This is a genomic window from Bacillus paranthracis, assembly GCF_001883995.1.
Lineage (GTDB): Bacteria > Bacillota > Bacilli > Bacillales > Bacillaceae_G > Bacillus_A > Bacillus_A paranthracis.
Window position 1 is genome coordinate 625,208 of the sequence record NZ_MACE01000049.1, and the last position, 23,955, is coordinate 649,162.

Sequence of the window (23,955 nt, forward strand, 5' to 3'; positions counted from 1 at the left end):
TTAAAAAAGAAATCTATTACCGTTTCTTAAATAAAAAACCTCCAGTTTAAGCACTAGAGGTTTTCCATTTTATTTCTTCAATCTCTCAATAAAATCCTGCAATTTATCAAGTGATTTCATATTCTGATTACAGGCCACGGCATCTTTGCAAATATAGTTTCCCTTTTTCACGAAAGTTCCTGGTATATCACCTTTAATTTCAACTAAAAACATCCCTACCTCTTCATGTCCGTGACATAAAGAACAAATGCTCTTTTTATTTAAACTTTGAAACGTTCCTTGCAGACCAACAAACTTATTTTTATCATTTTTCGCTATAATAAATTTCCTGCTTGACCCTTTATCAATCCAGCTTAAATAAGATAATTCTTTCATGTCCATTTCTTCCATATCAGGAAGTTTTAACTTTTTCGCTTTAGGAAATAGTTTTTTTAATGTTTGCGCTGTAACTTCCTGAAACGGAATGACGTACGGATTTATTTTCATTAAAAACGATTCTGCATCTTCTCTATTTTGAACTGTTAATACCGTATCGATTAACTCTTTCTGCTCATCCGTTAAATTCTCAAATACATGTATTATTTTTTCAATCGCTAATGATTTTAACGCTTGAATGACACCTCTATCATTTGCCGTTGCGTGCCCATTCGCTAAAATATAAGCTTGTGATTTTATAAAATTATATTGATCACTTCTAATAAAAGCTTCCATCTTTATCACTCCATACAAATTGTTGATCTAATCTTATTGTATACAATGATTTAGCTTTTTGGTATGTAAAAGATAACTTAGAAACAAATATTACATACATCGATTATATTTTACCGCTCCATTTCCTGACAAAAGAAGCCATCATCTGTTTTCCATTCCGCATATAATACGTCTTCAAACTTAGTAATCCCCTTTTGTTTTATTTGTTTATAAAGCCATCCTTCATCAAAACCAGCTTCTCTCAAATTATCTTTCACTACTTTTCCATCACTAATTAATGAAATTGGTAAATATACAGGCTTATGTTTTAAACTTAAATCATTTATAGTAGGAGATTCGTATTTACTTTTTTTCAGAACGCTTATGTTTCCGTTAGGTTCCAAAATCATATATTCAACTTCTCGGATTGAAAATATATCTTTTTGTTGCCTAAGCATTTGTTGTAATTGGTTAATGTCCAAATGATTTACACTTAATTGTTCACGATCAATCTTTCCATTACGAATAATAATTGAAGGATATCCTTCAAAAAACCTTCTTGTTCCTCTTATTTTTTGCGTTATCACTTCTATTGTATAAATTAAAATTACCCATACAAATACTGAATATAAAATAGACCACACTTTAATTTTAGGATCATATATTGAATTTCCAACGAGCTCACCAAGAACGATAGCAGAAATAAAATCAAAGGGCGTTAGCTGAGATATTTGTGTTTTCCCTAGTATTTTTGTAGCAATTAATAGAACAAAGAAACCAATTAAAAGCTCTATCGTTATTTGTCCAATATGATTCATATATGTTCACCTTTCTACTTTTCAAGTGCTCTGTATACCATTTTATAAAAAAACGGCACATTTTTTCTATTATCATGCCCGTTCACATCTCATATATCCAATACATATAAAACAAAAAGAGTCTGATTCAAAGTAATATGAATCAGACTCTTTTCCTCTTATTTAGAATACACAATCTTTTTTATCGTTTCTCCGGAAAGAAAATACTCTTCTGCAAGTTGATGAATAGCAATTCCACTTTTAAACGCTTCTTTAATGGCTTTGTTTCTTTCATCTAACTGTTTTCGTCCTCCAGATCGTGTTCCCCATTTATAATGTTTCGTTTCTTGTTTTGGAATGTAAATTGTTTCACCTTGTATATACTTTTGAATTTCAGTAATTAAACTCTCTGGTAAAACTGCCTTAGCTTTTACGTATTTCATTTCTGCTCGCCCCTTATTTTTTATGGTTCATTTCAATAAGGTGCAAAGCCAAATACAAAAAATGATACAAGCTCATTTTGGCGATGAATTGTATATTACTTGTCTACCTCACGCAAAGTATCGCCATTTCCATACTTGGCTTTGCATGAGACGCTGCAGTGTCTGGCAATTGAATTATAATCGCCATGTAAACACCTCCTAATATACCTTTTTCATTACATTATATGATAAATTCCTTCCCCTTGCATCCACATCCTTTTTAAAGCATGAAATTACTTAGTTTGATATAATACTTTTTAGTCCAATCAAAAACTATAGTGAGGTTGCGTTATGAAGAAGAAAAAAATCATTACAATCGTTACAATATTCATTACTACTGTAGCATTATTCGGAACATACAAATTGATGAATGCAAGAAGCTTTCAATTATTTGGAGATTTAACAAATCGAGTAGAAACAAATGAAAAGGTGATTGCTTTAACTTTTGATGATGGCCCTACTAACAATGTAAAACAAATATTACCGCTACTAGATACATACAATGCAAAAGCTACTTTCTTTTTAATTGGAAATGAATTAGAGAAAAACCTATCGTTAGGAAAATCTATCGTACAATCTGGACACCAAGTTGGAAACCATACATATTCTCATAACAGAATGGTTTTTAAAACACCTTCTTTTATTAAAGAAGAAATAGAAAAAACGAATGCATTAATCCGCCAAACAGGATTTACAGGCGCAATTGATTTTAGACCACCTAACGGGAAAAAGCTAATTGGTCTGCCCTATTATTTAAATAAAAACAATATCGAAACAATCACCTGGGACCTTGAACCTGATACTTTTTATAAATCTGCTGCTGATAAAATTGAATATGTTAATAAAAATGTAAAACCCGGTTCTATCATTTTACTGCACTCTATGTATGATGAGTCTAATGAAAGTTTACAGACCATTGAAGGTATTTTAGACTCTTTATCTAAGAAGGGCTATCAGTTCGTAACAGTAAACGAACTACAAAAAAGAACAAAGTAAGAAAGGTAGCGTATCATACAATGATACGCTACCTTTTTGTTTAAATAATGCCAAGTACATTTAAGAATACGATAATAATCGCAATTGGTGCGATGAAGCGAAGTAAGAATAACCATAATACAAACAATTTATAGCCTTTATTTTTACTTACACCAAGCTCTTTCATTAATACATCTTTCTTCATTTTTAAAGGAACAAAGATAGAAACTAATAAAACACCAAGTGGCATTAATACGTTACTAACTGCATAATCAGCTAAATCAAAGACTGTCTTTCCGAAAATCTTCAGATCGCTTAATATACCAAATGACAATGCTGATGGTACTCCTACAACGAAGATTAATAAACCTACGATTAAAGCCATTTTTTCACGTTTCCCTTTACCTTTTGCAGTTAAAGATGCCACGCTAATTTCTAACATCGAAATCGCTGATGTAATAGTAGCAAAGAAGAATAGTAGTAAGAAAACGATGAAGAAGAATTTTCCGAATGCCATTTTACTAAAAATAGCTGGCAGTACGATAAATAATAGTCCCGGTCCTTGAGATGGTTCCATTCCAAATGCGAACACTACTGGGAAAATTGCAAGTCCTGCAAGTAATGTAATCACAAGCGTTAAAGCTACGATAGAAAATGCTGAACGCGGTAAACTTTCCTCTTTCGGTAAGTATGAGCTATACGTTACCATTACTGCTACTCCGACTGATAGTGAGAAGAACGATTGTCCCATCGCATATAAAATAACTTCTGATGTTACATGTGAGAAATCAGGTTGTAAGAAGAAACGAACCCCTTCTCCTGCACCATCTAACGTAAGTGCACGAACGATTAATACAAAGAATAAAACGAATAGTGCTGGCATGAAATATTTATTTACTTTTTCAACACCATTTTGTACACCTTTACTTACGATAAAAATAGTAATAAGGATGAATAATAGCTGTGATCCTACTGCTAAATACGGATTGGAAATGATTTCACCAAACGTAGCTTCGTATGCGCCATTTCCTTCCCATAGTCTACCTGTAATTGCATTCCATAAATATAATAAAATCCAGCCTCCTACAACACTGTAGAAAGAAAGTAATATGAAACAAGTTACAATCCCTAATTTCCCTAACCATGGCCATAATGTTTTTGGTGCGATTTCTCTATACGCATCAACAGCCTCTTTTTGTGTACTTCTTCCGATAACGAATTCAGCTAATAATAGCGGTAAACCAATTAATAATGTGAAACCGATGAAAATAAGGAAGAACGCGCCGCCCCCTCCAATTCCGGCCATATACGGGAACTTCCAAATAGCCCCTAGACCAATTGCTGAACCTGCCGCAGCTAATACGAAACCTAATTTCGATGTCCATTGCTGTGAATTCATTTGTTAATCTCCTCTCTTTATCTTTTTCTGTTTTACAATTCGGTATTTATATTGTTCTATCCACACTCTTTTCTAATACGTTCACTTCCTCTCTACTAATAAAAAACGCCCCTACGTAAATACGTAGGGACGACAAAAATATCGCGGTACCACCCTAGTTATGAAGATACACCAAAGTTAGGACCTAAATAAAAAACGTCCCTACGCAAATACGTAGGGACGATAAATTATCGCGGTACCACCCTAGTTATGAAGCCACAACAAAGTAAGACCTAAATAAAAAACGTCCCTACGTAAATACGTAGGGACGATAAATATCGCGGTACCACCCTAGTTGTGAAACAATCTTCACCACTTTATTTGATAACGGTATAAACTACCGTCTTTCATTTCCTCATAATGTGAGATTTATGAAAGATGCTCCAGGACGAACTTCATGAATAATCTATATACTGATTCACACCAACCATCAGCTCTCTGTAATAGGGAGATATTCACTACTATACCCTTTCATTGCCCAAATATTATTTTCCGAATTGATTACTATCATTTTTATCACACATTAAAAATAGTGTCAACTTATATTTTGAATTTTTACGTATTACATTCTATTTGAAAATGTAAAATATGACTTTTAAGTGAATAATATTTGAATATTTATGTTCCATACTATATTAACTACTCTAACAGGTTTATAGTAATATACGATAAACGTAAGACAGCACGAGTAGGAGGAAAGGATTTTGTCTACTTCAAAAGTTTTAAAAGGAACTGCTTTATTAAGCGGCGCAACAATGATTTCACGTATATTAGGTTTTATATACTTCTTCCCTTTTCAACTATTAGTCGGAACACAAGGGGTCGCTTTATATGGATATGCATACTCTTGGTACGGTATTTTATTAAGCTTTTCAACAGCGGGTATTCCTATTGCCGTTTCCAAATTCGTTGCAAAGCATAATGCGCTTGGTGATTATAGTACAAGCAAAAAATTATACAACTCTAGTGTAAAATTAATGTTGTTTATGGGCTTTTTAGGATTTTTAATTTTATTTATTGGAGCACCGTACATATCACAATTTATTATTCGCTCGAAAACGCCAGATCCACAATTTATCGCTGACGTAACACTTACGATGCGAGCATTAAGTTTTGCACTTATTATCGTACCAGCTATGAGTGTTACACGTGGTTATTTCCAAGGATTTCAACATATGAAACCAAGTGCTGTTTCTCAAGTCGTGGAACAAATTGCACGTGTTGTTTTCATTTTAGTTGGTAGCTTCATCGTCTCAAAATTATTAGGGGGTTCCGTAGCTTCTTCGGTTGCAGTTGCTACGTTTGGCGCTGTTATCGGAGCACTTGCAAGCGTCTCTATTTTAATGATGTACTGGAAAAAATATAATGGGTTAAAACCTCCCGAAGGTGAATTAAAATCAAGAGCATCCCATATCCCATTAAAAAATATTTATATAGAATTACTTCGATATGCAATCCCAATTGTATTTGTCGGCATCGCAATTCCACTCTACACGTTAGTAGATCAATATACTGTAGCTGATGTCCTTAGAGCGATGGGAGAGCCGTTAGAAATAGCAAATGCAGTTTTCGCTTATATAACGAACTATGCCCAAAAGTTAATTATGATTCCAGCTTCACTTGCAACTGGATTCTCCTTAACGATCATTCCGGCTATAACGAAATCTTATACAAGCGGGAAATTAGAAGAATTACAAGAACAAATTTCAAAGATATTTCAAGTCTTGTTATTCTTCACAATCCCGGCTGCATTTGGTCTTGCTAGCATCGCTTACGATGCATTCCGCATGGTTTATGTAAATCCTGAAATCGCACTTGGTGGATCACAATATTTAATTTCATTCGCACCGTCTGCTATATTAAGTGCGATTTTCACAGTTTCAGCAGCTATTTTACAAGGAATCGATTATCAAAGAAAAACAATGATTGCATTCTCAGCCGGAATTCTCGTTAAAGTTGTAGTAAATACACCGCTCTTACATTTATTTGGCGGACACGGTGCTGTACTTGGAACCATTCTTGGATACCTCGTTTCCAATAGTATTATGTTGTACTGCATCGTTAAGTTTGCGAAATTTAAAATTGGTGAGACAGCAAAAACAATATTTCTTATTACAATTTACTCCGCAGCAATGTCTGCTGTTGTGATGGCATTAAAATCAATTTTAACATGGTTAATTCCTGGACAAACTTATATGGAATCACTTCTCATTGTCGTTATATGTGGCGCTGTAGGAGGGCTTGTTTACCTTTTATTCGTATTAACAAGTGGACTTGCTTCACATATTCTCGGTGATAGAATTCAACGCTTACCTATACTGGGGAAATTAGTAAAATAAAAAACAAAGAGTTGTAACAAGGGTTACATCTCTTTGTTTTTTATTTCGCATATTGAATACGCTTTTGCTGTTCAGCGATATGTAATTCCGGAGCATGGTGTTCTACTAACTGTAATAGCTCCTCGATTAACACTTCTAACTCCTGTACACTATACTCCGGTTTTCCTATTAAAGCATTCGCCATACGCTCATATAAGTTTTCAGGCTTAATAATCATTCGTTCCACATTATATGGCATCCATTTAAACGCCGGGTGATGTACATACATTTTATTCAAACCAAATAAGACACCAAATATATTCCTTTGTGCTTCACAAATAACATCATATAGCATAAGCCAGTCTTTTCGTTTTAAAAGTGCCTCTCGATTATGCCAGCGATTGCTTAACCAAAGATTTTCTGAAATCATCCGTTTCGCTAGATTTTCTGGATATGCTACCACTCTATCTTTTAATGCATGTACTTTCTCTTCTCCATACAAACTAACACCGTCATGCACGGATGATACAATACATTGTTTTTCATAACTTATATCATATTGATCCACCACATCCGAAATCACTTTCTCTACTGTTTCTGTTAAAAAGTTACTAATCTCTAATTTAATTCCTTCTTTCGTCAAATACGTTTCCGACCATTCTTCTTCCTCATAAGGATGATATGACAAAATTGTTCCACCAATATAGTTAATAGGCCCTTTACGATCCTCATTCTCTGGTGGCATTGACCATAAAATATGTAGTTCTATATCTGAATGTTCATCTTCTAGCTTTCTAGCTACTGAACCGGCTAAAATAATAGCCTCCACTTTTGGGTTCTTCCTATAAATCTCTGACATTTCTATTGCTTTCTCTTTTAATCCCACTTCATTTCCCCCTATAATTGCATTACAGCCTTACTTCTTTTATTTATTTCGATATTACACATTTTATTCCCTTTTCAAAGTTCCACTACATCATATTTCTACCCAATAACGTTGTACAATTTCCCCAGTATGAGAAGAAACTACTTCATTTTCTAACACACCGCCAACCTTTTGAATCGTTTTAGCCGAAGCGATATTAGCTTTATCACAAGTTATTAACACTTTCTGCAATCCTAATTTTTGCGCTTCATCCAATGCAAATTGTAGTTGTTTTGTAGCGTAACCTTGGCGACGTTTATTTGGATGGACACTATATCCAATATGACCACTTTCCCGCAATAATTCTGAGTTTAGTCGATGTCTAATATTTACAAAACCTATAAGTTCCCCTTTTTCAAAACTTAAAAATTGGCTAGACGGTACTCGATTACCTTGTAAGTTTTCTCCCGCTTCTTGTATACTCACTTTTTCAAACCATTCATCGAGAGAATCAAAATTTTGTAAAGAACTACTGCCGTGTGGTTGTTCATCAGCATGTAAAAACGCATCGCGATACTCCATAATTTGTTTGCTATATTCATATGTTGGTTTTAATAGTTTCATTGTGCTTCTCCTCTCTAAATAACCTACAACAAACCCCTTAATAGCTCTCTTTCACCATTAAGGGGTTTCTATCATTTTCATTCAAATAATCCCATACTCAAATAACGCTCACCTGTATCAGGTGCAATACATAAAACTTTTTTACCAGCACCTAATCGTTTCGCAATCATAATCGCTGCGTAAACAGAAGCACCAGAAGACGGCCCAACTAATAATCCCTCTTGTCTAGCTAAGTTTCTCATTGTCGTTAAAGCCTCTTCGTCTGCAATTTGAATAATTTCGTTATACACTTCTGTATTTAAGTTTTTTGGGATAAACCCTGGACTTGTTCCTACTAGTTTATGAGGACCTGGAACACCTCCGGATAAAACAGGAGATCCTTTCGGTTCTACTACTGCAACATATAAATTGGGTAGTTTCTCTTTTAACGTTTCACCAGTCCCAGTAATCGTTCCGCCTGTTCCTGCCGTTGCTACAAATGCATCAAGCTCTCCATCCATTTGTTCATAAATTTCAAGTGCAGTTGTATAACGATGAATATTCGGGTTTGCTGGATTTTCAAATTGCTGCGGAATAAAACTATTTGGAATTTTCTCTTGCAATTCTAACGCCTTCGCAATTGCCCCTGGCATTCTTTGTTCTGCTGGTGTTAAAACTACTTCTGCTCCGTATGCTTTCAATAAATTTATACGCTCTTTTGACATATTATCTGGCATAATTAAAATCGCTTTATATCCTTTAGCTGCTGCGTTCATTGCTAAACCAATTCCTGTATTCCCGCTTGTTGGTTCAATAATTGTATCCCCTGGTTTGATAAGACCATTCTCTTCTGCAACGTGCAATAAATTATAGGCAGCACGGTCTTTCACACTGCGTGATGGATTAAACATTTCTAGTTTTACATACACATCTGCTGCGTCTTCTGGAATAAATTTAGATAAACGGACGACAGGTGTATCTCCTATTAATTCTGTAACATTTTCACATAATTTCATAGTGCATCCCCTATTCTATCGTTTTCTTATCACTTGGTAATAACCAAGAAGTAAGTCCAATTAATGGTAGACAACTACATAGTAACATAATGAATTGTAGACTATATATGTCAGCCAATTTCCCAAGAACTACAGAGCCTAAAGCGCCGAGTCCAAACGCAAGCCCTACAATTAATCCAGATACCATTCCTACTTTTCCAGGAACAAGCTCTTGCGCATATACAACAATTACACTAAAACTACTTGAACTAATAAAACCGATACATAAAAATAGCGGTATGACCCATACGAGCGAAACGTGGGGTAATAAAAGTGCAAGTGGGGCTGAACCTAGCATTGAAAATACAATAATTGTTTTCTTTCCAAATCGATCTGCTAATGGACCACCAAAGAAGGTTCCTAACACACCAGCAATCATAAATGCGAATACGAAATACTGAGCATTTTTTATCGATAAACCGTAATGCTCAATTAAGTAAAATTGATAAAAGTTCCCAATACCAGCACCGTACCAAGATCGTACAAAAGTAAGAAAAACAAGAAGTAAAATAACAAATTTAATATGTGTACTTACAATCGCATTTTCCGCCTCAAGCGCAGCCCTCTTTTTTCTCCTCACAGCGCCAGTCGCTAATTCATTCCTATACCAATTTGATACGAAAATTAATAATACAATTCCTACCGCCGCAAAGGCCGTAAAACCTAAAGAACCAATTTGTCCAAGCGGAACGAAAATTAACGCTGTAAAAATAGGAGCTAGAGAATTACCTGTATTTCCTCCCACTTGATAAATCGCTTGCGCTAAACCTCGTTTCGTCCCTGCTGCCATATAAGCAACTCGGGCGCCTTCTGGATGAAAGACTGCGGAACCTAATCCGATAAATAAAACAGAAATAATAACAATAATAAAGTTCGGTGCAAACGCGAGTCCAATCATCCCAAGCATACTCGAAAACATACCGAGCGGTAATAAAAATGGTGACGGCTTCTTATCCGAATACATACCAAAAACCGGTTGCATAATCGATGATGTCATATTTAACGCAAACGCAATCCACCCTACTTGCATATAGGATAAATTCATCGTTTTTTCCAAAATAGGAAACAACGCGGGCACAACTGCTTGCATCGAATCATTTAAAAAATGACCGAAACTAATCGCAAATAATATTCGATATATTGTCGGTGTTTCTACTCTGTTTTTTTGCGAAACTGCCTGCATATGTGTATTTCTCCTTCCTGTACAAAATATATATTTATTACAGTAGGTGTAATAAATTCTGACTTTTGAAACATTTCTATTCTATACTGGTTTCATTTCTTTTTCCAGAAATATCACCTTTTAAATAATACATTTTTTCTATATGCTTTATCGGATTTATTTATAGGAATTTTCTATATTTTCTTTTATACTAAGGCAGAGATGAAGGAAAGGATGACAACTATGAAGAAAAAAACAAAGGGAATCGTTGCACTCTCAATCACATTATCTATGTTTTTAACAGCATGTGGTCAAAAACAAGAGGCAACAACTACCGGAGAGAAGAAAAAAGAATCTTCGAAACAAGTATTAAACATTGTAGAAGCTGGGGAAATTTCTACACTTGATTCATCTATCGCAACCGATGGGTTTTCTTACGCTGCATTAAACAACGTAATGGAAGGATTATATATGCCTGGTCCTGACAATAAACCTGTTCCTGCAGCAGCTGAATCATACAAACTGAGCGAAGACGGAAAAACATATACATTTACATTACACGATTCAAAATGGTCAAATGGCGATCCAGTAACTGCCCATGATTTTGAATATGCATGGAAACGGGCCGTTAATCCAGAAACTGCTTCTGAATACGCACATATTATGTTCGATATTAAAAACGCTGAAAAAATAAATAAAAAAGAATTGCCAATTGATTCATTTGGTGTAAAGGCGATTGATAATAAAACTCTTGAAGTACAGTTAGAACACCCTGTTCCATACTTTTTAGGTTTAATGGGATTTGCAACATTTTATCCTCAAAACAAAAAGGTTGTAGAAGCACAAGGGAAAAATTACGGACTTGAAGCTGCAAATGTAGTTTATAACGGACCTTTCCAATTAAGTGAATGGAAACATGATACAAGTTATAAAATGACAAAAAACCCGAACTACTGGGATAATAAAAATGTGAAATTAAATGAAATTAATGTAAATATCGTAAAAGATACTTCAACAGCTGTTAATTTATTTGAAAGTAAACAAGTAGACCGAATTACGATTAATTCAGAGTTTGTTGATAAATATCAAAAAGATCCGAGCTTAAAGAAGATGGAACGTCCTTCTGTAACGTTTTTCCGATTTAGTCAAAAGAACCCTTTATTAGCAAACAAAAATGCTCGTAAAGCTATTTCGCTTGCTTTTGATAAACAAGGAATCGCAACAACGATTTTAAACAATGGTTCTATACCTGCGAATGCATTCGTTCCAAAAGGATTCGTAAAAGGACCTGACAATAAAGATTTTCGCAGTACAAGTCATGTAAAAGTAGAAACAAATGTGAAAGAAGCTAAAACACTATGGGAAACTGCGAAAAAAGAAACAAATTTACAAAACGCTTCTCTTTCAATCATAACAACAGATGAGTCTAACGATAAAAAAATTAGTGAGTTTTTAAAAGGTGAGCTGGAGAAAAACTTACCTGGATTAAAAATCACATTACAACCACTTCCAGTAAAAGCATTTTTAGATCGTGAAGGAAATGGTGATTATGACATTTCACTTTCTACATGGGGACCAGATTATCCTGATCCTACAACATTTTTAAATATGTTCGTTACAGACGGACCGTTTAATAAGATGAGTTACTCAAACAAACAATACGACGAATTAATTGAGAAAACGAGCTCTACTTTAGTAACTGACTTACCAGCACGTTGGAAAGCGTTCCAAGATGCAGAGAAAATCTTACTTGAAGATGATGCAGCTATCGCTCCAATCTTCCAATCAGGACTTGTATATTTAGAACGCCCAACAGTAAAAGGTGTTGTTGTTCGTCCATTTGCAGGAATTTATTCTTATAAGTGGGCCTCTATTACGGAATAAGAAAAAGGCGATCCTAAAACATATTAGGATCGCCTTCTTTATTAAATTGCAAAACGCTTATACTTTTCGTAATCACTCGTCTTACATTCTACTTCTAGTTTCGTACCTTCGTTTTCATAACTCGTAGATAGAACGTGCGCATGAGTATTGAAATAAGAAACTACCTGTCCTTGATCATACGGAATTAGCATTTCACACTTCGTATACTCTTTATAAATGTGTGAGCGAATCATTTCGACAAGTTCTTCAATTCCAACGTGTTTCTTCGCTGATAAATAAACGCGGTCTTCTTGTACTTTCGGAATTTCAACATCTACCATATCTGATTTGTTATAAGCATAAATTGTTGGAATATTTTCTACTCCAATTTTCTTTAACGTTTCATTTGTAATATCAATTAACTGTTCATAATTTGGATTTGCGTAATCTACAACATGAATAAGTAGGTCTGCTTCCGCTACCTCTTCTAATGTTGACCGGAATGCTTTCACAAGATGATGCGGTAATTTACTTACAAATCCAACTGTATCTGTTAATAAGAATGATTTGTTATCTGGTAACTCAATATTTCGCACCGATGTTTCTAACGTTGCAAATAACATATCCTTTTCAAATACTTGTTTTTCTTCTGTACCATTGTAAATTTCAAGCATCGCATTCATCGTCGTTGATTTTCCCGCGTTTGTATAACCTACTAATGCTACAACAGGAATTTCATTTTTCTTACGTTGTTTTCGCTGCGTTTGACGCTGCGCAACAAGAGCTTCTAAATCTTTATTTAAAACTGAAATTTGTTCTTCAATTTTACGACGATCCAACTCTAATTTCTTCTCACCGACACCTTTATTTTTCGTACCAACACCGCCGCTCTGTCTTCCTAACGATTCACGAAGACCAATTAAACGAGGCATCATATACTGAAGGTGGGCCACTTCTACTTGCAACTGCGCTTCTTTCGTTTTCGCACGTTGCGCAAAAATGTCTAAAATTAATATGGTACGGTCAATTACTTTACAATCTAAATCTGCTTCTAAATTTCGAATTTGAGAAGGCGATAATTCGTCATTAAAGATGACCATATTCGCACCTACTTCATTTACATAGGCTGCTACTTCTTCAATCTTTCCTTTTCCAATATAATGGGATGGATTTACACGTTGTAAATTTTGCGTCACTTGTCCAATTACCTCTACATCACAAGCTTCTGCAAGATTCGTTAGCTCTTCCATCGAATATGCAAAATCATCCTCATTACCTAAATTTACTCCAACTAAAACTGCTCTTTGTAATAATTCTTCCATATATTTATTCCTCCATTTCGATTACGTAAAATAAAAAACACAGGTCGCTGCCTGTGTTTTCGTAAACGGATAAGGGTTCACCAAAGAAATAGAAGAAAGTTGTGCTTTCATCCTATCTCATAGTTAAAAAGTCCCAAGATCGTATGCGTATCCACTATAAGTGTTCACCTATACAATCCCATTCTATTTATAAAGGCAAAACAAAAAGAGGGCGTATTCGTCCCTCCCTCTTTTTCACATATAAGCTTAATAAAGGGTTCCTTTAAAATAGGCAGACCAATCCCGTTCACTCTGCACACAGACAGAGCCTTTGAGCGCTATTCAATTATTGGCACAAAGTATTGAGACGTAATCTGATTAAGATCAAAGGAAGCCCCTCCGTTCATTTTAAGTTACATAAAGTGTAGCATAAGTAATTCGCTTTCACAAGATTAAACCACCTATAGAAACAGAAAGAAAATCTTTATATATTTACTTTAATCGTCATTTTTTGCGAGTTCTTCTCACAACAAAAACAATGATTAATAATAGACAAATGGAAATGATAGCAACTTGCCACCAACTGAAACCGCTCACCATCTCCCCTTTTAAATCCACTTTCTTCGTTGGAACAGACTCTTTTGCAATTTGACGTAAAGCCACTTTGTCCGCCCCTGCCTCACCTAATCTCTTCGTTCTACTACAACTATTTGTGTGTAATTGTTTTTCCAATCCTCTTTGAGAAGAATATACTAAGTACTCTCCTCCTTCCACAAAGTGAAATACACAATCACCACCATTTGTATATACAATAATTTGCGAAGAATTTGTCCCTTTCCAAATTTTCTTCACTTCAAATAATACTTCAATTCCACCTCCTTCTTTCCTTCCAACCTCAATTACTTGTCCCTCAAACACTACATCGTTTTTTTGAAAAGCCTCTTCTGCTGATACGTTAATACAATCACAAGCATAAGATTTCTCTGGAAAAATAATAAAAATAAAGCTACAAATAATGACAAAAGGCAACATACGTAAAATTCTTTTCAAGGAGCCCAACTCCCTTCATTATCAATTTTAGAAACTTCTCGTATATTATTTTTACAACACTCGCTAAATTCCTCCATAGTAAGCTAAGTCGTTCAATACACTAAAAATCTATATTGACATTTTTATAACCTGATATTAGTATCAGGTTATAAAATAAAGTTAGGAGCTGTTCCTATGAATTCTAAATCCCGTATCACTGCAATTGGTACTCATGTTCCAGAACAAATATTATCAAATCATGATTTAGAAAAAATGATCGATACGAATGATGAATGGATTGTACAAAGAACAGGAATGAAGGAAAGAAGAATCGCTAGCGAAGATGAATACGCCTCAAACTTAGCCATTAAAGCAGTTGAAAATTTATGTACAACATATAAGAAAAACTTAGAAGATGTCGACTGTATCATTGTCGCTACTACTACTGCTGATTACGTTTTCCCTAGTGTTGCTTGCCAAATACAACAATACTTCAACATACCTCATACAATGGCATTTGATTTAAATGCCACTTGCGCTGGTTTCACATATGGCTTGCACGTCGGTAATAGCTTGATTACTTCTGGATCACATAAAAAAGTACTTGTCGTAGCGACCGAGACATTATCAAAAGTTACTGATTACACCGATAGAACGACCTGCATTTTATTTGGCGATGGTGCTGGCGCTATTTTATTAGAAAGAGATGAAAACAAACCAAGCTTTATCGCGTATCACATGGGCACAAACGGTGACGGCGGAATTCACCTATACAGAACAAATTTATCTACTACTATGAATGGCACACAACTGCAAACAAATGAAAAAATCGTTCAAAATGGAAGAGAAGTATATAAATGGGCAACACGTACGGTGCCAGCAGGTATAAAAGAACTATTACATACTGCAAATATGCAAAAAGATGATATAGACTGGCTCATTCCTCATAGCGCTAACTTACGCATGATTGAATCTATTTGTGAAAAATCTCAAATTCCAATACAAAAAACATTAACGAGCGTGGAATATATGGGGAATACATCTTCTGTCTCTATTCCACTCGCTCTAGATTTAGCTAGAAAAGAAGGGAAATTAAATAACGGAGACACACTTTTACTGTACGGATTTGGTGGTGGTCTTACACATTTAGGTCTTATTGTGGAGTGGGATTTAAGTTAAATGCATGAAAAAGAGGTTCTAGTCAATAACTAGAACCTCTTCTTTAATTTCTTTCTCCTTTTCGAGACCATATCACAACAGGAATAAGCATGAAAGCTAACACTCCTCCAGCTAATGACAATGCCGCATAACTTGAATTCGCTACTACCATTCCTGACATCGCTCCACCAGAAGCTCCAGCTAACGCAATAAACACATCTATCTTCCCTTGTGTTTTTGCACGTGTGGAAGGTATAGTTGCATCAACAATTTGAGCAGTACCACTTATTAAACCGAGGTTCCACCCTAATCCAAGTAAAGACAAAGCAACGATTAATAGTATTAAAGAATCACTCGGCGCTATCGCAGCTATGACACCTGCTGCTAATAAGATTACTCCACCAGCTATACTCATCGTAGTTCTGCCAATTTTATCAATTAATATTCCTGTAACGAGAGATGGAAGATACATTGCACCTACATGAAAACCAATTACAAGACCTACTGCACTTAAAGCATGACCATGGTGCCCCATATGAACTGGCGTCATTGTCATAATTGCAACCATCACGATTTGTGTAAGTATCATTACGATAGCTCCAACCGTAATGCCTCTTTTATTTTCTTTCGCTTCTTCTGTTACTGGTTGCCCTTTATATGTATGTTCTTGTTTATATGATTCTATCATATTAGCAATAAGTAACGGATCTGGACGTAGCATAACAAAAAGGACAAGACCCGCCAGTATAAACGCCGCCGCTGATAATATGAATGGGCCAGCAAGTTCAGGAATTCCAATTGAATGAGCAAACCTTCCCATTACACCTACTAAATTTGGACCTGCGACTGCACCAAAAGTCGTCATTACCATCGTAATACTAATGGCAGTTGCTCTTTGCTTCTTATTCGCTAAATCCGTTCCAGCATAACGCGCTTGTAAATTTGTAGCTGTACCCGCGCCATATATGAGTAAAGAAACTAGTAAAAGAATAATACTATTTATTAAAGCTGCCAATACAACTCCAATAGCCCCTAGTCCACCTACTATAAAACCCGCTGCAAGCCCTACGCGGCGACCATACTTTTGCGATAACTTCCCAACAAAGAAAGCCGCTATCGCAGATCCCATCGTAAACATAGCAGCCGGTAAACCTGCAAATGCATCTGTCCCAAGCATTTGCTGCGCAAGAAGTGCACCTACTGTAATCCCAGCAGCTAACCCAGCTCCGCCGAACATTTGTGAAATACTTACGATTATTAACGTTCTTTTGTATAATTTTCGTTGTCCCTCTTCTGTATACATACGATTACTTATTAAAGCCCCCGCCTTATGTAACAATTCTTCATCCTCCCTTTCAAATTAAACCCTCTTGTTAATGTACTATGTTTAACGTTACATATTCAATGCCATTTTCCATTCTTCTCTTTCATTCTAAAAAACTTTCTAACCAAACTCGACTTCTCTCATGCTATATTAAAAATTCTACCATTCACAATATGTAATCAAAAAACAAAAAACAGGCTGCTATTAGCCTGTTTTCTTTACACTTCCTCTACTACTCTTCCACTTTTCTTTTTACTCAAAACCTTTCTTTCCGAAAATAACAAACTTACTAAAGCACAAATTAAAATAATTGGCACACTCGCTTTATATAAATCTGTAAAACTCATCGCCATCTGACTCTTAGCATAATGGTTTACATCATTCGAAAATGCGAGTACTTCTTTCTTTATACTTTCCTCTTGTTTTTCAACTTCATTTGTCACTTGATTCATAACTTCTTCTCTTTTTATATCTCTATATTCTACTGGAACAGCATTTAACACTTCATCTACTTTTTGGTGAATTAATTCGTCTTTTTTCTCTTTATGTAACCCTACAAATTTTTCATTTTGATGCTTTTCTACATTCGTTTCTATACTTTGATTCTCTATTTTTTCTTTTGTCATTTGTAATATCTCCGCTTGCTGAGTATTACCTACATGAATATTACGCACCTTTTCTTCTGCATAACGATATACATTCTCTTTATTTACAGTTAAGTTGTGAGTTAAGTTAGATACAAATATTGCGACCGCTAAAACAATACCTACTTGCCGCAACATTGACACGACACTTTGAGAAGCAGTTAATAATTCCCCTTCAAACGAAGAAGCACTTAAAACTGTAATTGGACCTACTACTAAACCATACCCAACACCTAGTATCATACATGGAATAATAATTTCTATATTTGTTGAATTAACATCAATCATTTGCAACCAATAATAAGATAAGCCCATCACAAGAAAGCCTGATAAAATAATAGTTACTTTTCCGAGTTTTTTAATTAAAGTTGCTGCAGCTGGTGAGACAAAAAATATCATTGCTGAAATAGGTGTCACTAAAAAAGCTGCTTCAATTTCCGTTCGACCTTGTATTTTCGTCAAGAACGTCGGAAGCAATACAGTAACTCCAATTAAAAATACATTACTTAATATAACAACGATAGATGCTCCAACAAACATTCGATCTTGAAATAAATTTAAATTCACCATTGGATTATGAACCTTTCGTTCCACTAGAACAAATAGAATAAGAGAAATAGTGCTAATTGCATAACAAGACAAGGCTATGTTACTTTGCCATCCCCATGTATTTCCTTTTACTAATACGAGAGTAAAAGAAAAAATTGCTAAGCTACTTAATAGTAGTCCTACCCAATCTATTTTTGAGATAATACGTTCTTCATTTTTTATTTGTAACATAATGCAGCATAAAATGATTCCAAGAATACAAATTGGAACATTTACGAAGAACACCCATCTCCAACCGAAATTTTGTGTAATAATTCCACCTATTACTGGACCCATCGCAGCTGATAGTCCCTGTGTTACTCCCAAAATCGCAAGTGCAACATGCCTCTTTGCTAATGGCATAGCTGATACGCCAATTACCATACTAGTTGGAAATAAAATCGCTGCACCTACACTTTGTATAAAGCGAGAAAAGATAAGAAAATCGCCCGTATTAGCAAAAGCACAAAGTACTGATCCACCACCAAAAATTATCAAACCAACAATATACATCTTTGCTTTCCCAAAAATATCAGCTATCCGTCCTAGCGGAATAGCGAGTACAGCTATTGTCATTGTATAAACATTTAATACCCAAGACATCTTTTCTAATGAAGTATTTACACTCGTTTGTATCGCTGGTAAAGCTATATTCATAATTGTCGTATCAATCATACAAAGAAATATACCTAAGCACATTAAAAAGACAATCTTAATACCCTTTGATTGTTCCATGTTCTTCTACCCCTTTATTTATTATGAACGTTTTTTCAGTCTTCCATTTTATTGTGTTCTTTTGCTTCTAGTTGCTCTAGTTTTCTTTTCAAAGTCTCTACTTGAGCACTATACGATGCGATTCCTACATCAAGTGAAATTTCCTCAACAAAAGTAATACCTTCTCTCCACTTTTCATATTTCAGACGTAGATCCGCAATGTATGCTTCTTTCCTTTCAATTTCGTCCTTAATCCATTTTTTTATCGCCTGACCATCGCTGTAATTACCGAAATACATCCTCATTAAAAAATCTGAACGTAAAACATCTTTCTCTACATCCGTTTGCATGTATTGATAAAACTCTTCACGCCCTGCATCTGTAATAAAGTACATTTTCTTATTCGGTTTCCCTTCTTGCATAACAACTTCTTTTTTTATTTTCCCCTCTTTTTCCAACTGACGTAACGTTGGGTAGATCATCCCAAAACTTCCATCAAAGAAATGAGTAAATACATCTTCAAACACAATTTTAATATCATAACCAGACAATTCTTTTCCCATTAATAAACCTAAAACAACATCTCTTCCTTTCAAAATAAGACCCCCACATAGTATATAATCAATAATCATATTAACAATGTTAATATGATTATTGATTATATACCTTATTCTGTTATTTGTAAAATGTTTCTAAATAAAAAACACCCTGTAATTTTATTGTTCAAAATTACAGGGTATCTCTACTTTATATTTCATATGTAAACCTTGTACTATTTTACAACTACATCTTGATTCGTTTCAAAGTCTTCCGTCTTACCTTCTTTCATTTCATAATAATAAGAAGGCAATTCTATACCATGCTCTACAAAATAATCCTCAATTAACGAAATAATCACTTTCAACGTTTTCAAACGTGCGTATAATTTATCGTTGCTCGCGATTATTTGCCATTTTGCATTAGGCTTATTTGTTTTTTCAAACATGTCTTCCATTGCCTCAACATACTCGTCCCATTTTTCACGGTTACGCCAATCTTCATCTGTAATTTTCCATCTTTTTAAAGGATTGTTCTCTCTATCCTTAAACCTCTTTAACTGTTCATCTTTACTAATATGATAGAAAAACTTCCCGATTATATAATGATCATCTGTTAATAGTTTTTCAAAATCATTAATCTCGTCATACGCTCTCGTCCACTCTTCCTTTGTAGCAAACCCTTCAACACGCTCAACTAACACGCGGCCGTACCACGAGCGATCGAAAATAGTAATTTGCCCGTACTGAGGTAGTTTCCGCCAGAAACGTTGCAAGTAATGGTACCGTTTCTCATGAGGTGCCGGTGCTCCAATTGGATTTACTTGAAACCCACGCGGATCAAGGTGCTCTGTCACTCGTTTAATCGCTCCGCCTTTTCCAGCCGCATCCCAGCCTTCCATAACGAGCATAACTGCGATTTTTTCTTCTTTTACTATTTGCTGCAACGCTAATAAGCGCCTTTGATATTTTTCAAGTTTCTTATTGTACTTAGATTTCGATTCAATTCTTTTCGTTACATTTACTTTAGCAAGATATCCATGTTCCATAAAACAAATCCCCCTTGTTGTATGACAATGTTATTTTAACATATCCATTGGGATTTTTTTTAAATTAAAATTTTTTTCGAAAAACAATCTCTACTTTTTTTATATCGATAAATTAACTTCACCAATATATTTTTAAGCACACCTATTATTAATTACAAAAACAAAAAAGGAGACTATGCAAAAAAATCTCTACACAGTTTCCTTTTTTAAGATGTATGTCGCTTACTTAGAAAGACTAAAAATAAAAATAGAAACTCCATCGATTCACTCATACTACAAACGAATGACAGGCGGAATACCTCCTTCTGGTAAAAAATAAGCAAATACTGTAAATCCAATGATTAACATTGAAAATAATGTTATTATAATTCCACCTGGTAATGTTAGAAAAAGAGTATTCGGCCTTCTCTTCATAGAGAAAATCATCGAGTATACCCCCAGAAGAAGACTTATTATAGCAATAGTCACATAAACAACTACTGCATACCATGGATTGAGTTCTAATAAAACACCAGAAATAAATATATACAAAAATAATAATTGTAGAAAAATACTGCTTCCCATACTTACGAGCTCTTTCAATATATCCTCCCCCTAAACCGTATGGTATATTATCTCAAAAAGAGAAGAAAATAACAAAAAATCCATTAAAGAATGGGAGCTCTCAAAAAATGAAACGAAAAATATTAACTCTCTTTACGCTTATATGCTTAGCACTACCAATACAAGCTAGTGCATACACATTTCAATCACTACCAATTGCATCAAAGTCTAAACAATGGTATATCGAAATTGATAAATCTCATAACGTAAACAAGCAAGCAATCCAGCCAAAACAAGGTGTATTTGATACATATAGTTTACTCGTAAAAAACATCGGTCATGATGTATCAAACGTATCCGTGGAAATACTTGATAACAATCCTACCTCTAAAGCTACCTTTAAACCTACTACACCTAATGAAAATATTTCTAAAAGTCATACAAGCTTTGACTACATGGTATTCCCATTAGACTTTAATAGTCATAATTTTAAAGTTGTGATTACTTGGGAAGAAAAGAACTTTTCTTACAACGGCCATCCAGTAAATGAAAGTAAAAAAATGAAACAAACATTTGTATTTAATGAAGAGTAAGCCCTAATTTAATTAGGGCTTACTCTTCATTTACAAAACCAGTTTGAATGGCTTCTGTCACTTCTTTTGTTATGTCCAGTTTTGTTGCATCGGTGCTAATTTTCTTATGCCAAATATGCACGGAAGGCTTTTCGTTACAAAAATGTTTTATTAATACTAGTTGATTATATGCTAGCTTATTTTCTCTATGGGTAGCAATATAGACTGTGAAATTTTTTGCTTCAAAGACCTTTTCCTGCAAAGTATATTGGTTGTCCCATTCCTTTGCGACTATATCGTTCAAATTTTCTATAAGCATATAAGTCGTTCCCACCTTCCCTTATATCATCAATCAAATCTTCGAATACTCGGCACACATAATGCTACTCCAATTGTTACAAGTACTAAAATAGCTAGTGTTATAATCGTTATCTCGCCACCTATGACAGTAGCTAACCATCCTACAGCTACATAACCTAGTGGCAATAAAGCAAATGAACCTAACATATCAAGGCTTGCCACTCTTCCAAATGCTTCTTCTGGCACAAGCTCTTGTAAACTCGTTTCCCAAATGAGTCCAAATATCATCATACCGAACCCTTCAATTGCCATTAATACAATTAAAACAGGTGCCCAAGTAATGAACGGCATTATTAAAAGCGCACAACCACTTATTAAAACACCACCATAGGCAAGTACTCCCCGCTTATACCACCGTTCTCTCCCGCCAAATATTAGCGCAGCAACTACAGCTCCAACACCAGAGGATGCCATTCCTAATCCATACACATATGCTTCAAAATGATGATGAACATTAAATAACCATGGAATTAATACGACGATAATTCCTGCATAACAAATATTGATGAAAGAAAAGACTAAAATTGTAATCCATAGCCACGGATGACTTTTTAAAACAAAAACACCTTCCATAAACTCTTGTTTATAATCGAATTTTTTCTTTTCAATAGGTTTTACTTTTTTAAACTTTATTTCTCTTAAAAATAATAAACAAAAAAATGATAACAAATACGTTACTGCATCTAGTCCAAACCCTATTCCGGCAGATGCAACTGAAACGATTAATCCTCCAAGAGCCGGTCCAATTAGTCGTATACCTTGATTACTCATTTGCGTTAATGCATTAGCTGCATTTCGAATTTCTGGTACAAATACTTTCGCTCTTACAGCCGCATACGCTGGCTGAAATATGCCTTCCATAAGTCCATATAATGCTACGAGGACATATAGAAGTGGAATTGTTAATACATCCATAAATATAAGTGTTGCAAGTAATAGCATTAATATGCAGCGAACTATATCTGTAAATAACATTACTTTCACCCGATCCATTCGATCTACTACTAATCCCGCAAACGGTAACGCAAGAATATTAGGAAGCATGTACATTGCCATAGTCATTCCCATTACAACTGTTGAACCAGTTAATGAATACACAACGACTGGCAAAATAACCATCGTTATCGAACTACCTAAAGTCGAAAGCAATTGCCCAATCCATAAAAATTTAAAATGTGGTGACGCTTTAACTGGCAATAATAATTTGCCAACATACCCTAAACCCTTTTCTCTTTGTATTCCCCCTTGCATTTCCCTCTCCTCTTTTCAAATAACTATAGAATTTATACGAAGCAACTAAAAATTCCTAATCTTCTATTTTTAATTATATAAGAAATCATTATATCATGGTAAAATTATCAAAAAATATAAAGGAGAATACATCATTATGCCAAATTCACATAACATCGAACACCGCATCTATACAATGTGTATGATGCAGCGCAATAATGAAGTTTTACTTATAAAACGCCCCGATCATCGAGGTTTTCCTGGTTACATCGCTCCCGGCGGAAAAGTAGATTTTCCAGAAAGTATCGTTCAAGCTGCTAAACGAGAAGTAAAAGAAGAAACTGGATTACTTGTTTCAACTTTAACCTTTAAGGGATTAGATGAATATGTAAATCCGAAAGAAAATGTTCGATATATGGTATTTAACTATTGGACAGATTCATTTGAAGGTGAACTCCTTTCGAATCCTCCTGAAGGCAAATTATTATGGGTACCAATCGATACAGCACTAAATCTTCCTATGCAAAATTGGTTTAAAGAAAGATTTCCATTATTTTTTGCAAAAGGTACGTTTGAAATTCAACGTGTTTGGGACAAAGACTTAGATAAACAAGTCGCTATGACAATTACCCATACGTAAAAAAGCTTGGAATCTCTCC

23 protein-coding genes and 1 other annotated feature are annotated in these 23,955 nt (G+C 34.8%); of the genes, 6 read left to right on the forward strand and 17 right to left on the reverse strand.

Annotated features, from left to right (window positions below; genetic code table 11):
* Positions 1-69 precede the first annotated feature (69 nt).
* The 3 genes from BAQ46_RS20195 to BAQ46_RS20205 all read right to left on the reverse strand — a co-directional run bounded on the left by BAQ46_RS20195 (position 70) and on the right by BAQ46_RS20205 (position 1,930).
* Positions 70-711, reverse strand: coding sequence for a FusB/FusC family EF-G-binding protein (locus tag BAQ46_RS20195; RefSeq protein WP_061131127.1), 642 nt, complete (start codon positions 709-711; stop codon positions 70-72).
* Positions 712-821: 110 nt separating this feature from the next.
* Entirely contained in the window at positions 822-1,508 is a 687-nt protein-coding gene (locus BAQ46_RS20200; protein ID WP_001015532.1) for a DUF421 domain-containing protein, read from the reverse strand.
* A 158-nt stretch (positions 1,509-1,666) separates the two neighbouring features.
* Entirely contained in the window at positions 1,667-1,930 is a 264-nt protein-coding gene (locus BAQ46_RS20205) for a CD3324 family protein (protein ID WP_000878319.1), read from the reverse strand.
* A gap of 330 nt (positions 1,931-2,260) precedes the next feature.
* Here BAQ46_RS20205 and BAQ46_RS20210 point away from each other — a divergent pair, with 330 nt between their 5' ends.
* Complete coding sequence (locus BAQ46_RS20210; protein ID WP_000727403.1) at positions 2,261-2,965, forward strand: polysaccharide deacetylase family protein; 705 nt, start codon at positions 2,261-2,263, stop codon at positions 2,963-2,965.
* 40 nt (positions 2,966-3,005) lie between these two features.
* Here BAQ46_RS20210 and BAQ46_RS20215 read toward each other — a convergent pair whose 3' ends face one another.
* A complete protein-coding gene (locus BAQ46_RS20215; RefSeq protein ID WP_001088182.1) occupies positions 3,006-4,343 on the reverse strand; it encodes a sodium-dependent transporter in 1,338 nt (445 codons plus the stop codon).
* A gap of 300 nt (positions 4,344-4,643) precedes the next feature.
* Positions 4,644-4,866 (reverse strand) — a binding site (T-box leader).
* A 220-nt stretch (positions 4,867-5,086) separates the two neighbouring features.
* On the opposite strand from BAQ46_RS20215, the gene BAQ46_RS20220 reads away from it, so the two are divergent.
* A complete protein-coding gene (locus BAQ46_RS20220; protein WP_061131126.1) occupies positions 5,087-6,721 on the forward strand; it encodes a putative polysaccharide biosynthesis protein in 1,635 nt (544 codons plus the stop codon).
* A 40-nt stretch (positions 6,722-6,761) separates the two neighbouring features.
* Here BAQ46_RS20220 and BAQ46_RS20225 read toward each other — a convergent pair whose 3' ends face one another.
* The 4 genes from BAQ46_RS20225 to BAQ46_RS20240 form a co-directional block, all read right to left on the reverse strand.
* The gene (locus BAQ46_RS20225) at positions 6,762-7,586 is read right to left on the reverse strand and encodes a DUF4037 domain-containing protein (protein WP_000523167.1); all 825 of its coding nucleotides are present in this window, start codon (positions 7,584-7,586) and stop codon (positions 6,762-6,764) included.
* A gap of 90 nt (positions 7,587-7,676) precedes the next feature.
* On the reverse strand, positions 7,677-8,189 hold the full coding sequence (locus tag BAQ46_RS20230) for a GNAT family N-acetyltransferase (RefSeq protein WP_000771318.1): 513 nt from the start codon (positions 8,187-8,189) through the stop codon (positions 7,677-7,679).
* Positions 8,190-8,266: 77 nt separating this feature from the next.
* Positions 8,267-9,184, reverse strand: coding sequence for a cysteine synthase A (gene cysK, locus BAQ46_RS20235; protein WP_000762261.1), 918 nt, complete (start codon positions 9,182-9,184; stop codon positions 8,267-8,269).
* A gap of 10 nt (positions 9,185-9,194) precedes the next feature.
* The gene (locus BAQ46_RS20240; RefSeq protein WP_001149408.1) at positions 9,195-10,406 is read right to left on the reverse strand and encodes an MFS transporter; all 1,212 of its coding nucleotides are present in this window, start codon (positions 10,404-10,406) and stop codon (positions 9,195-9,197) included.
* Positions 10,407-10,628: 222 nt separating this feature from the next.
* Between BAQ46_RS20240 and BAQ46_RS20245 the strand changes: the two genes are divergently transcribed.
* On the forward strand, positions 10,629-12,269 hold the full coding sequence (locus tag BAQ46_RS20245; protein ID WP_071742600.1) for a peptide ABC transporter substrate-binding protein: 1,641 nt from the start codon (positions 10,629-10,631) through the stop codon (positions 12,267-12,269).
* A gap of 41 nt (positions 12,270-12,310) precedes the next feature.
* Here BAQ46_RS20245 and hflX read toward each other — a convergent pair whose 3' ends face one another.
* Complete coding sequence (hflX, locus tag BAQ46_RS20250; RefSeq protein ID WP_061184703.1) at positions 12,311-13,570, reverse strand: GTPase HflX; 1,260 nt, start codon at positions 13,568-13,570, stop codon at positions 12,311-12,313.
* Between the two features lie 483 nt (positions 13,571-14,053).
* Positions 14,054-14,599 carry a cobalamin biosynthesis protein CbiN gene (locus tag BAQ46_RS20255; protein WP_071742602.1) on the reverse strand — a complete coding sequence of 182 codons (546 nt, stop codon included), beginning with the start codon at positions 14,597-14,599 and terminating at the stop codon, positions 14,054-14,056.
* Between the two features lie 174 nt (positions 14,600-14,773).
* Here BAQ46_RS20255 and BAQ46_RS20260 point away from each other — a divergent pair, with 174 nt between their 5' ends.
* The gene (locus BAQ46_RS20260) at positions 14,774-15,757 is read left to right on the forward strand and encodes a ketoacyl-ACP synthase III (RefSeq protein ID WP_001086306.1); all 984 of its coding nucleotides are present in this window, start codon (positions 14,774-14,776) and stop codon (positions 15,755-15,757) included.
* A gap of 43 nt (positions 15,758-15,800) precedes the next feature.
* On the opposite strand, the gene BAQ46_RS20265 is transcribed toward BAQ46_RS20260, so the two are convergent.
* The 5 genes from BAQ46_RS20265 to BAQ46_RS20285 form a co-directional block, all read right to left on the reverse strand.
* Positions 15,801-17,039: an MFS transporter gene (locus BAQ46_RS20265; RefSeq protein ID WP_372586863.1), complete on the reverse strand. Its 1,239-nt coding sequence runs from the start codon at positions 17,037-17,039 to the stop codon at positions 15,801-15,803.
* A gap of 239 nt (positions 17,040-17,278) precedes the next feature.
* Positions 17,279-19,027, reverse strand: coding sequence for an MFS transporter (locus BAQ46_RS20270; RefSeq protein WP_061131123.1), 1,749 nt, complete (start codon positions 19,025-19,027; stop codon positions 17,279-17,281).
* A gap of 35 nt (positions 19,028-19,062) precedes the next feature.
* Positions 19,063-19,602: a PadR family transcriptional regulator gene (locus tag BAQ46_RS20275; RefSeq protein ID WP_061131122.1), complete on the reverse strand. Its 540-nt coding sequence runs from the start codon at positions 19,600-19,602 to the stop codon at positions 19,063-19,065.
* Between the two features lie 176 nt (positions 19,603-19,778).
* Complete coding sequence (locus BAQ46_RS20280; protein ID WP_061130804.1) at positions 19,779-20,591, reverse strand: polyphosphate kinase 2 family protein; 813 nt, start codon at positions 20,589-20,591, stop codon at positions 19,779-19,781.
* Positions 20,592-20,864: 273 nt separating this feature from the next.
* Positions 20,865-21,173 (reverse strand): hypothetical protein, encoded by a 309-nt coding sequence (locus BAQ46_RS20285; protein WP_000661601.1) that lies wholly within the window; start codon positions 21,171-21,173, stop codon positions 20,865-20,867.
* A gap of 89 nt (positions 21,174-21,262) precedes the next feature.
* Here BAQ46_RS20285 and BAQ46_RS20290 point away from each other — a divergent pair, with 89 nt between their 5' ends.
* Complete coding sequence (locus tag BAQ46_RS20290) at positions 21,263-21,727, forward strand: hypothetical protein (protein ID WP_000823326.1); 465 nt, start codon at positions 21,263-21,265, stop codon at positions 21,725-21,727.
* A gap of 19 nt (positions 21,728-21,746) precedes the next feature.
* Here BAQ46_RS20290 and BAQ46_RS20295 read toward each other — a convergent pair whose 3' ends face one another.
* Positions 21,747-22,025, reverse strand: a complete 279-nt coding sequence (locus BAQ46_RS20295; RefSeq protein ID WP_016717143.1) for a hypothetical protein — start codon at positions 22,023-22,025, stop codon at positions 21,747-21,749.
* Positions 22,026-22,054: 29 nt separating this feature from the next.
* Positions 22,055-23,317 (reverse strand): MFS transporter, encoded by a 1,263-nt coding sequence (locus BAQ46_RS20300; RefSeq protein WP_061130803.1) that lies wholly within the window; start codon positions 23,315-23,317, stop codon positions 22,055-22,057.
* A gap of 136 nt (positions 23,318-23,453) precedes the next feature.
* Here BAQ46_RS20300 and BAQ46_RS20305 point away from each other — a divergent pair, with 136 nt between their 5' ends.
* Positions 23,454-23,936: an 8-oxo-dGTP diphosphatase gene (locus tag BAQ46_RS20305; protein ID WP_061130802.1), complete on the forward strand. Its 483-nt coding sequence runs from the start codon at positions 23,454-23,456 to the stop codon at positions 23,934-23,936.
* Positions 23,937-23,955: the final 19 nt, after the last annotated feature.

What these genes read in the sequence shown, in the direction of transcription:
- BAQ46_RS20195 (WP_061131127.1), bottom strand. Translation starts at nt 711, where the DNA reads ATGGAAGCTTTTATTAGAAGTGATCAATATAATTTTATAAAATCACAA.
- BAQ46_RS20200 (WP_001015532.1), bottom strand. Translation starts at nt 1,508, where the DNA reads ATGAATCATATTGGACAAATAACGATAGAGCTTTTAATTGGTTTCTTT.
- BAQ46_RS20205 (WP_000878319.1), bottom strand. Translation starts at nt 1,930, where the DNA reads ATGAAATACGTAAAAGCTAAGGCAGTTTTACCAGAGAGTTTAATTACT.
- BAQ46_RS20210 (WP_000727403.1), top strand. Translation starts at nt 2,261, where the DNA reads ATGAAGAAGAAAAAAATCATTACAATCGTTACAATATTCATTACTACT.
- BAQ46_RS20215 (WP_001088182.1), bottom strand. Translation starts at nt 4,343, where the DNA reads ATGAATTCACAGCAATGGACATCGAAATTAGGTTTCGTATTAGCTGCG.
- BAQ46_RS20230 (WP_000771318.1), bottom strand. Translation starts at nt 8,189, where the DNA reads ATGAAACTATTAAAACCAACATATGAATATAGCAAACAAATTATGGAG.
- cysK (WP_000762261.1), bottom strand. Translation starts at nt 9,184, where the DNA reads ATGAAATTATGTGAAAATGTTACAGAATTAATAGGAGATACACCTGTC.
- BAQ46_RS20240 (WP_001149408.1), bottom strand. Translation starts at nt 10,406, where the DNA reads ATGCAGGCAGTTTCGCAAAAAAACAGAGTAGAAACACCGACAATATAT.
- BAQ46_RS20245 (WP_071742600.1), top strand. Translation starts at nt 10,629, where the DNA reads ATGAAGAAAAAAACAAAGGGAATCGTTGCACTCTCAATCACATTATCT.
- hflX (WP_061184703.1), bottom strand. Translation starts at nt 13,570, where the DNA reads ATGGAAGAATTATTACAAAGAGCAGTTTTAGTTGGAGTAAATTTAGGT.
- BAQ46_RS20260 (WP_001086306.1), top strand. Translation starts at nt 14,774, where the DNA reads ATGAATTCTAAATCCCGTATCACTGCAATTGGTACTCATGTTCCAGAA.
- BAQ46_RS20265 (WP_372586863.1), bottom strand. Translation starts at nt 17,039, where the DNA reads ATGTATACAGAAGAGGGACAACGAAAATTATACAAAAGAACGTTAATA.
- BAQ46_RS20270 (WP_061131123.1), bottom strand. Translation starts at nt 19,027, where the DNA reads ATGGAACAATCAAAGGGTATTAAGATTGTCTTTTTAATGTGCTTAGGT.
- BAQ46_RS20280 (WP_061130804.1), bottom strand. Translation starts at nt 20,591, where the DNA reads ATGGAACATGGATATCTTGCTAAAGTAAATGTAACGAAAAGAATTGAA.
- BAQ46_RS20290 (WP_000823326.1), top strand. Translation starts at nt 21,263, where the DNA reads ATGAAACGAAAAATATTAACTCTCTTTACGCTTATATGCTTAGCACTA.
- BAQ46_RS20295 (WP_016717143.1), bottom strand. Translation starts at nt 22,025, where the DNA reads ATGCTTATAGAAAATTTGAACGATATAGTCGCAAAGGAATGGGACAAC.
- BAQ46_RS20300 (WP_061130803.1), bottom strand. Translation starts at nt 23,317, where the DNA reads ATGCAAGGGGGAATACAAAGAGAAAAGGGTTTAGGGTATGTTGGCAAA.
- BAQ46_RS20305 (WP_061130802.1), top strand. Translation starts at nt 23,454, where the DNA reads ATGCCAAATTCACATAACATCGAACACCGCATCTATACAATGTGTATG.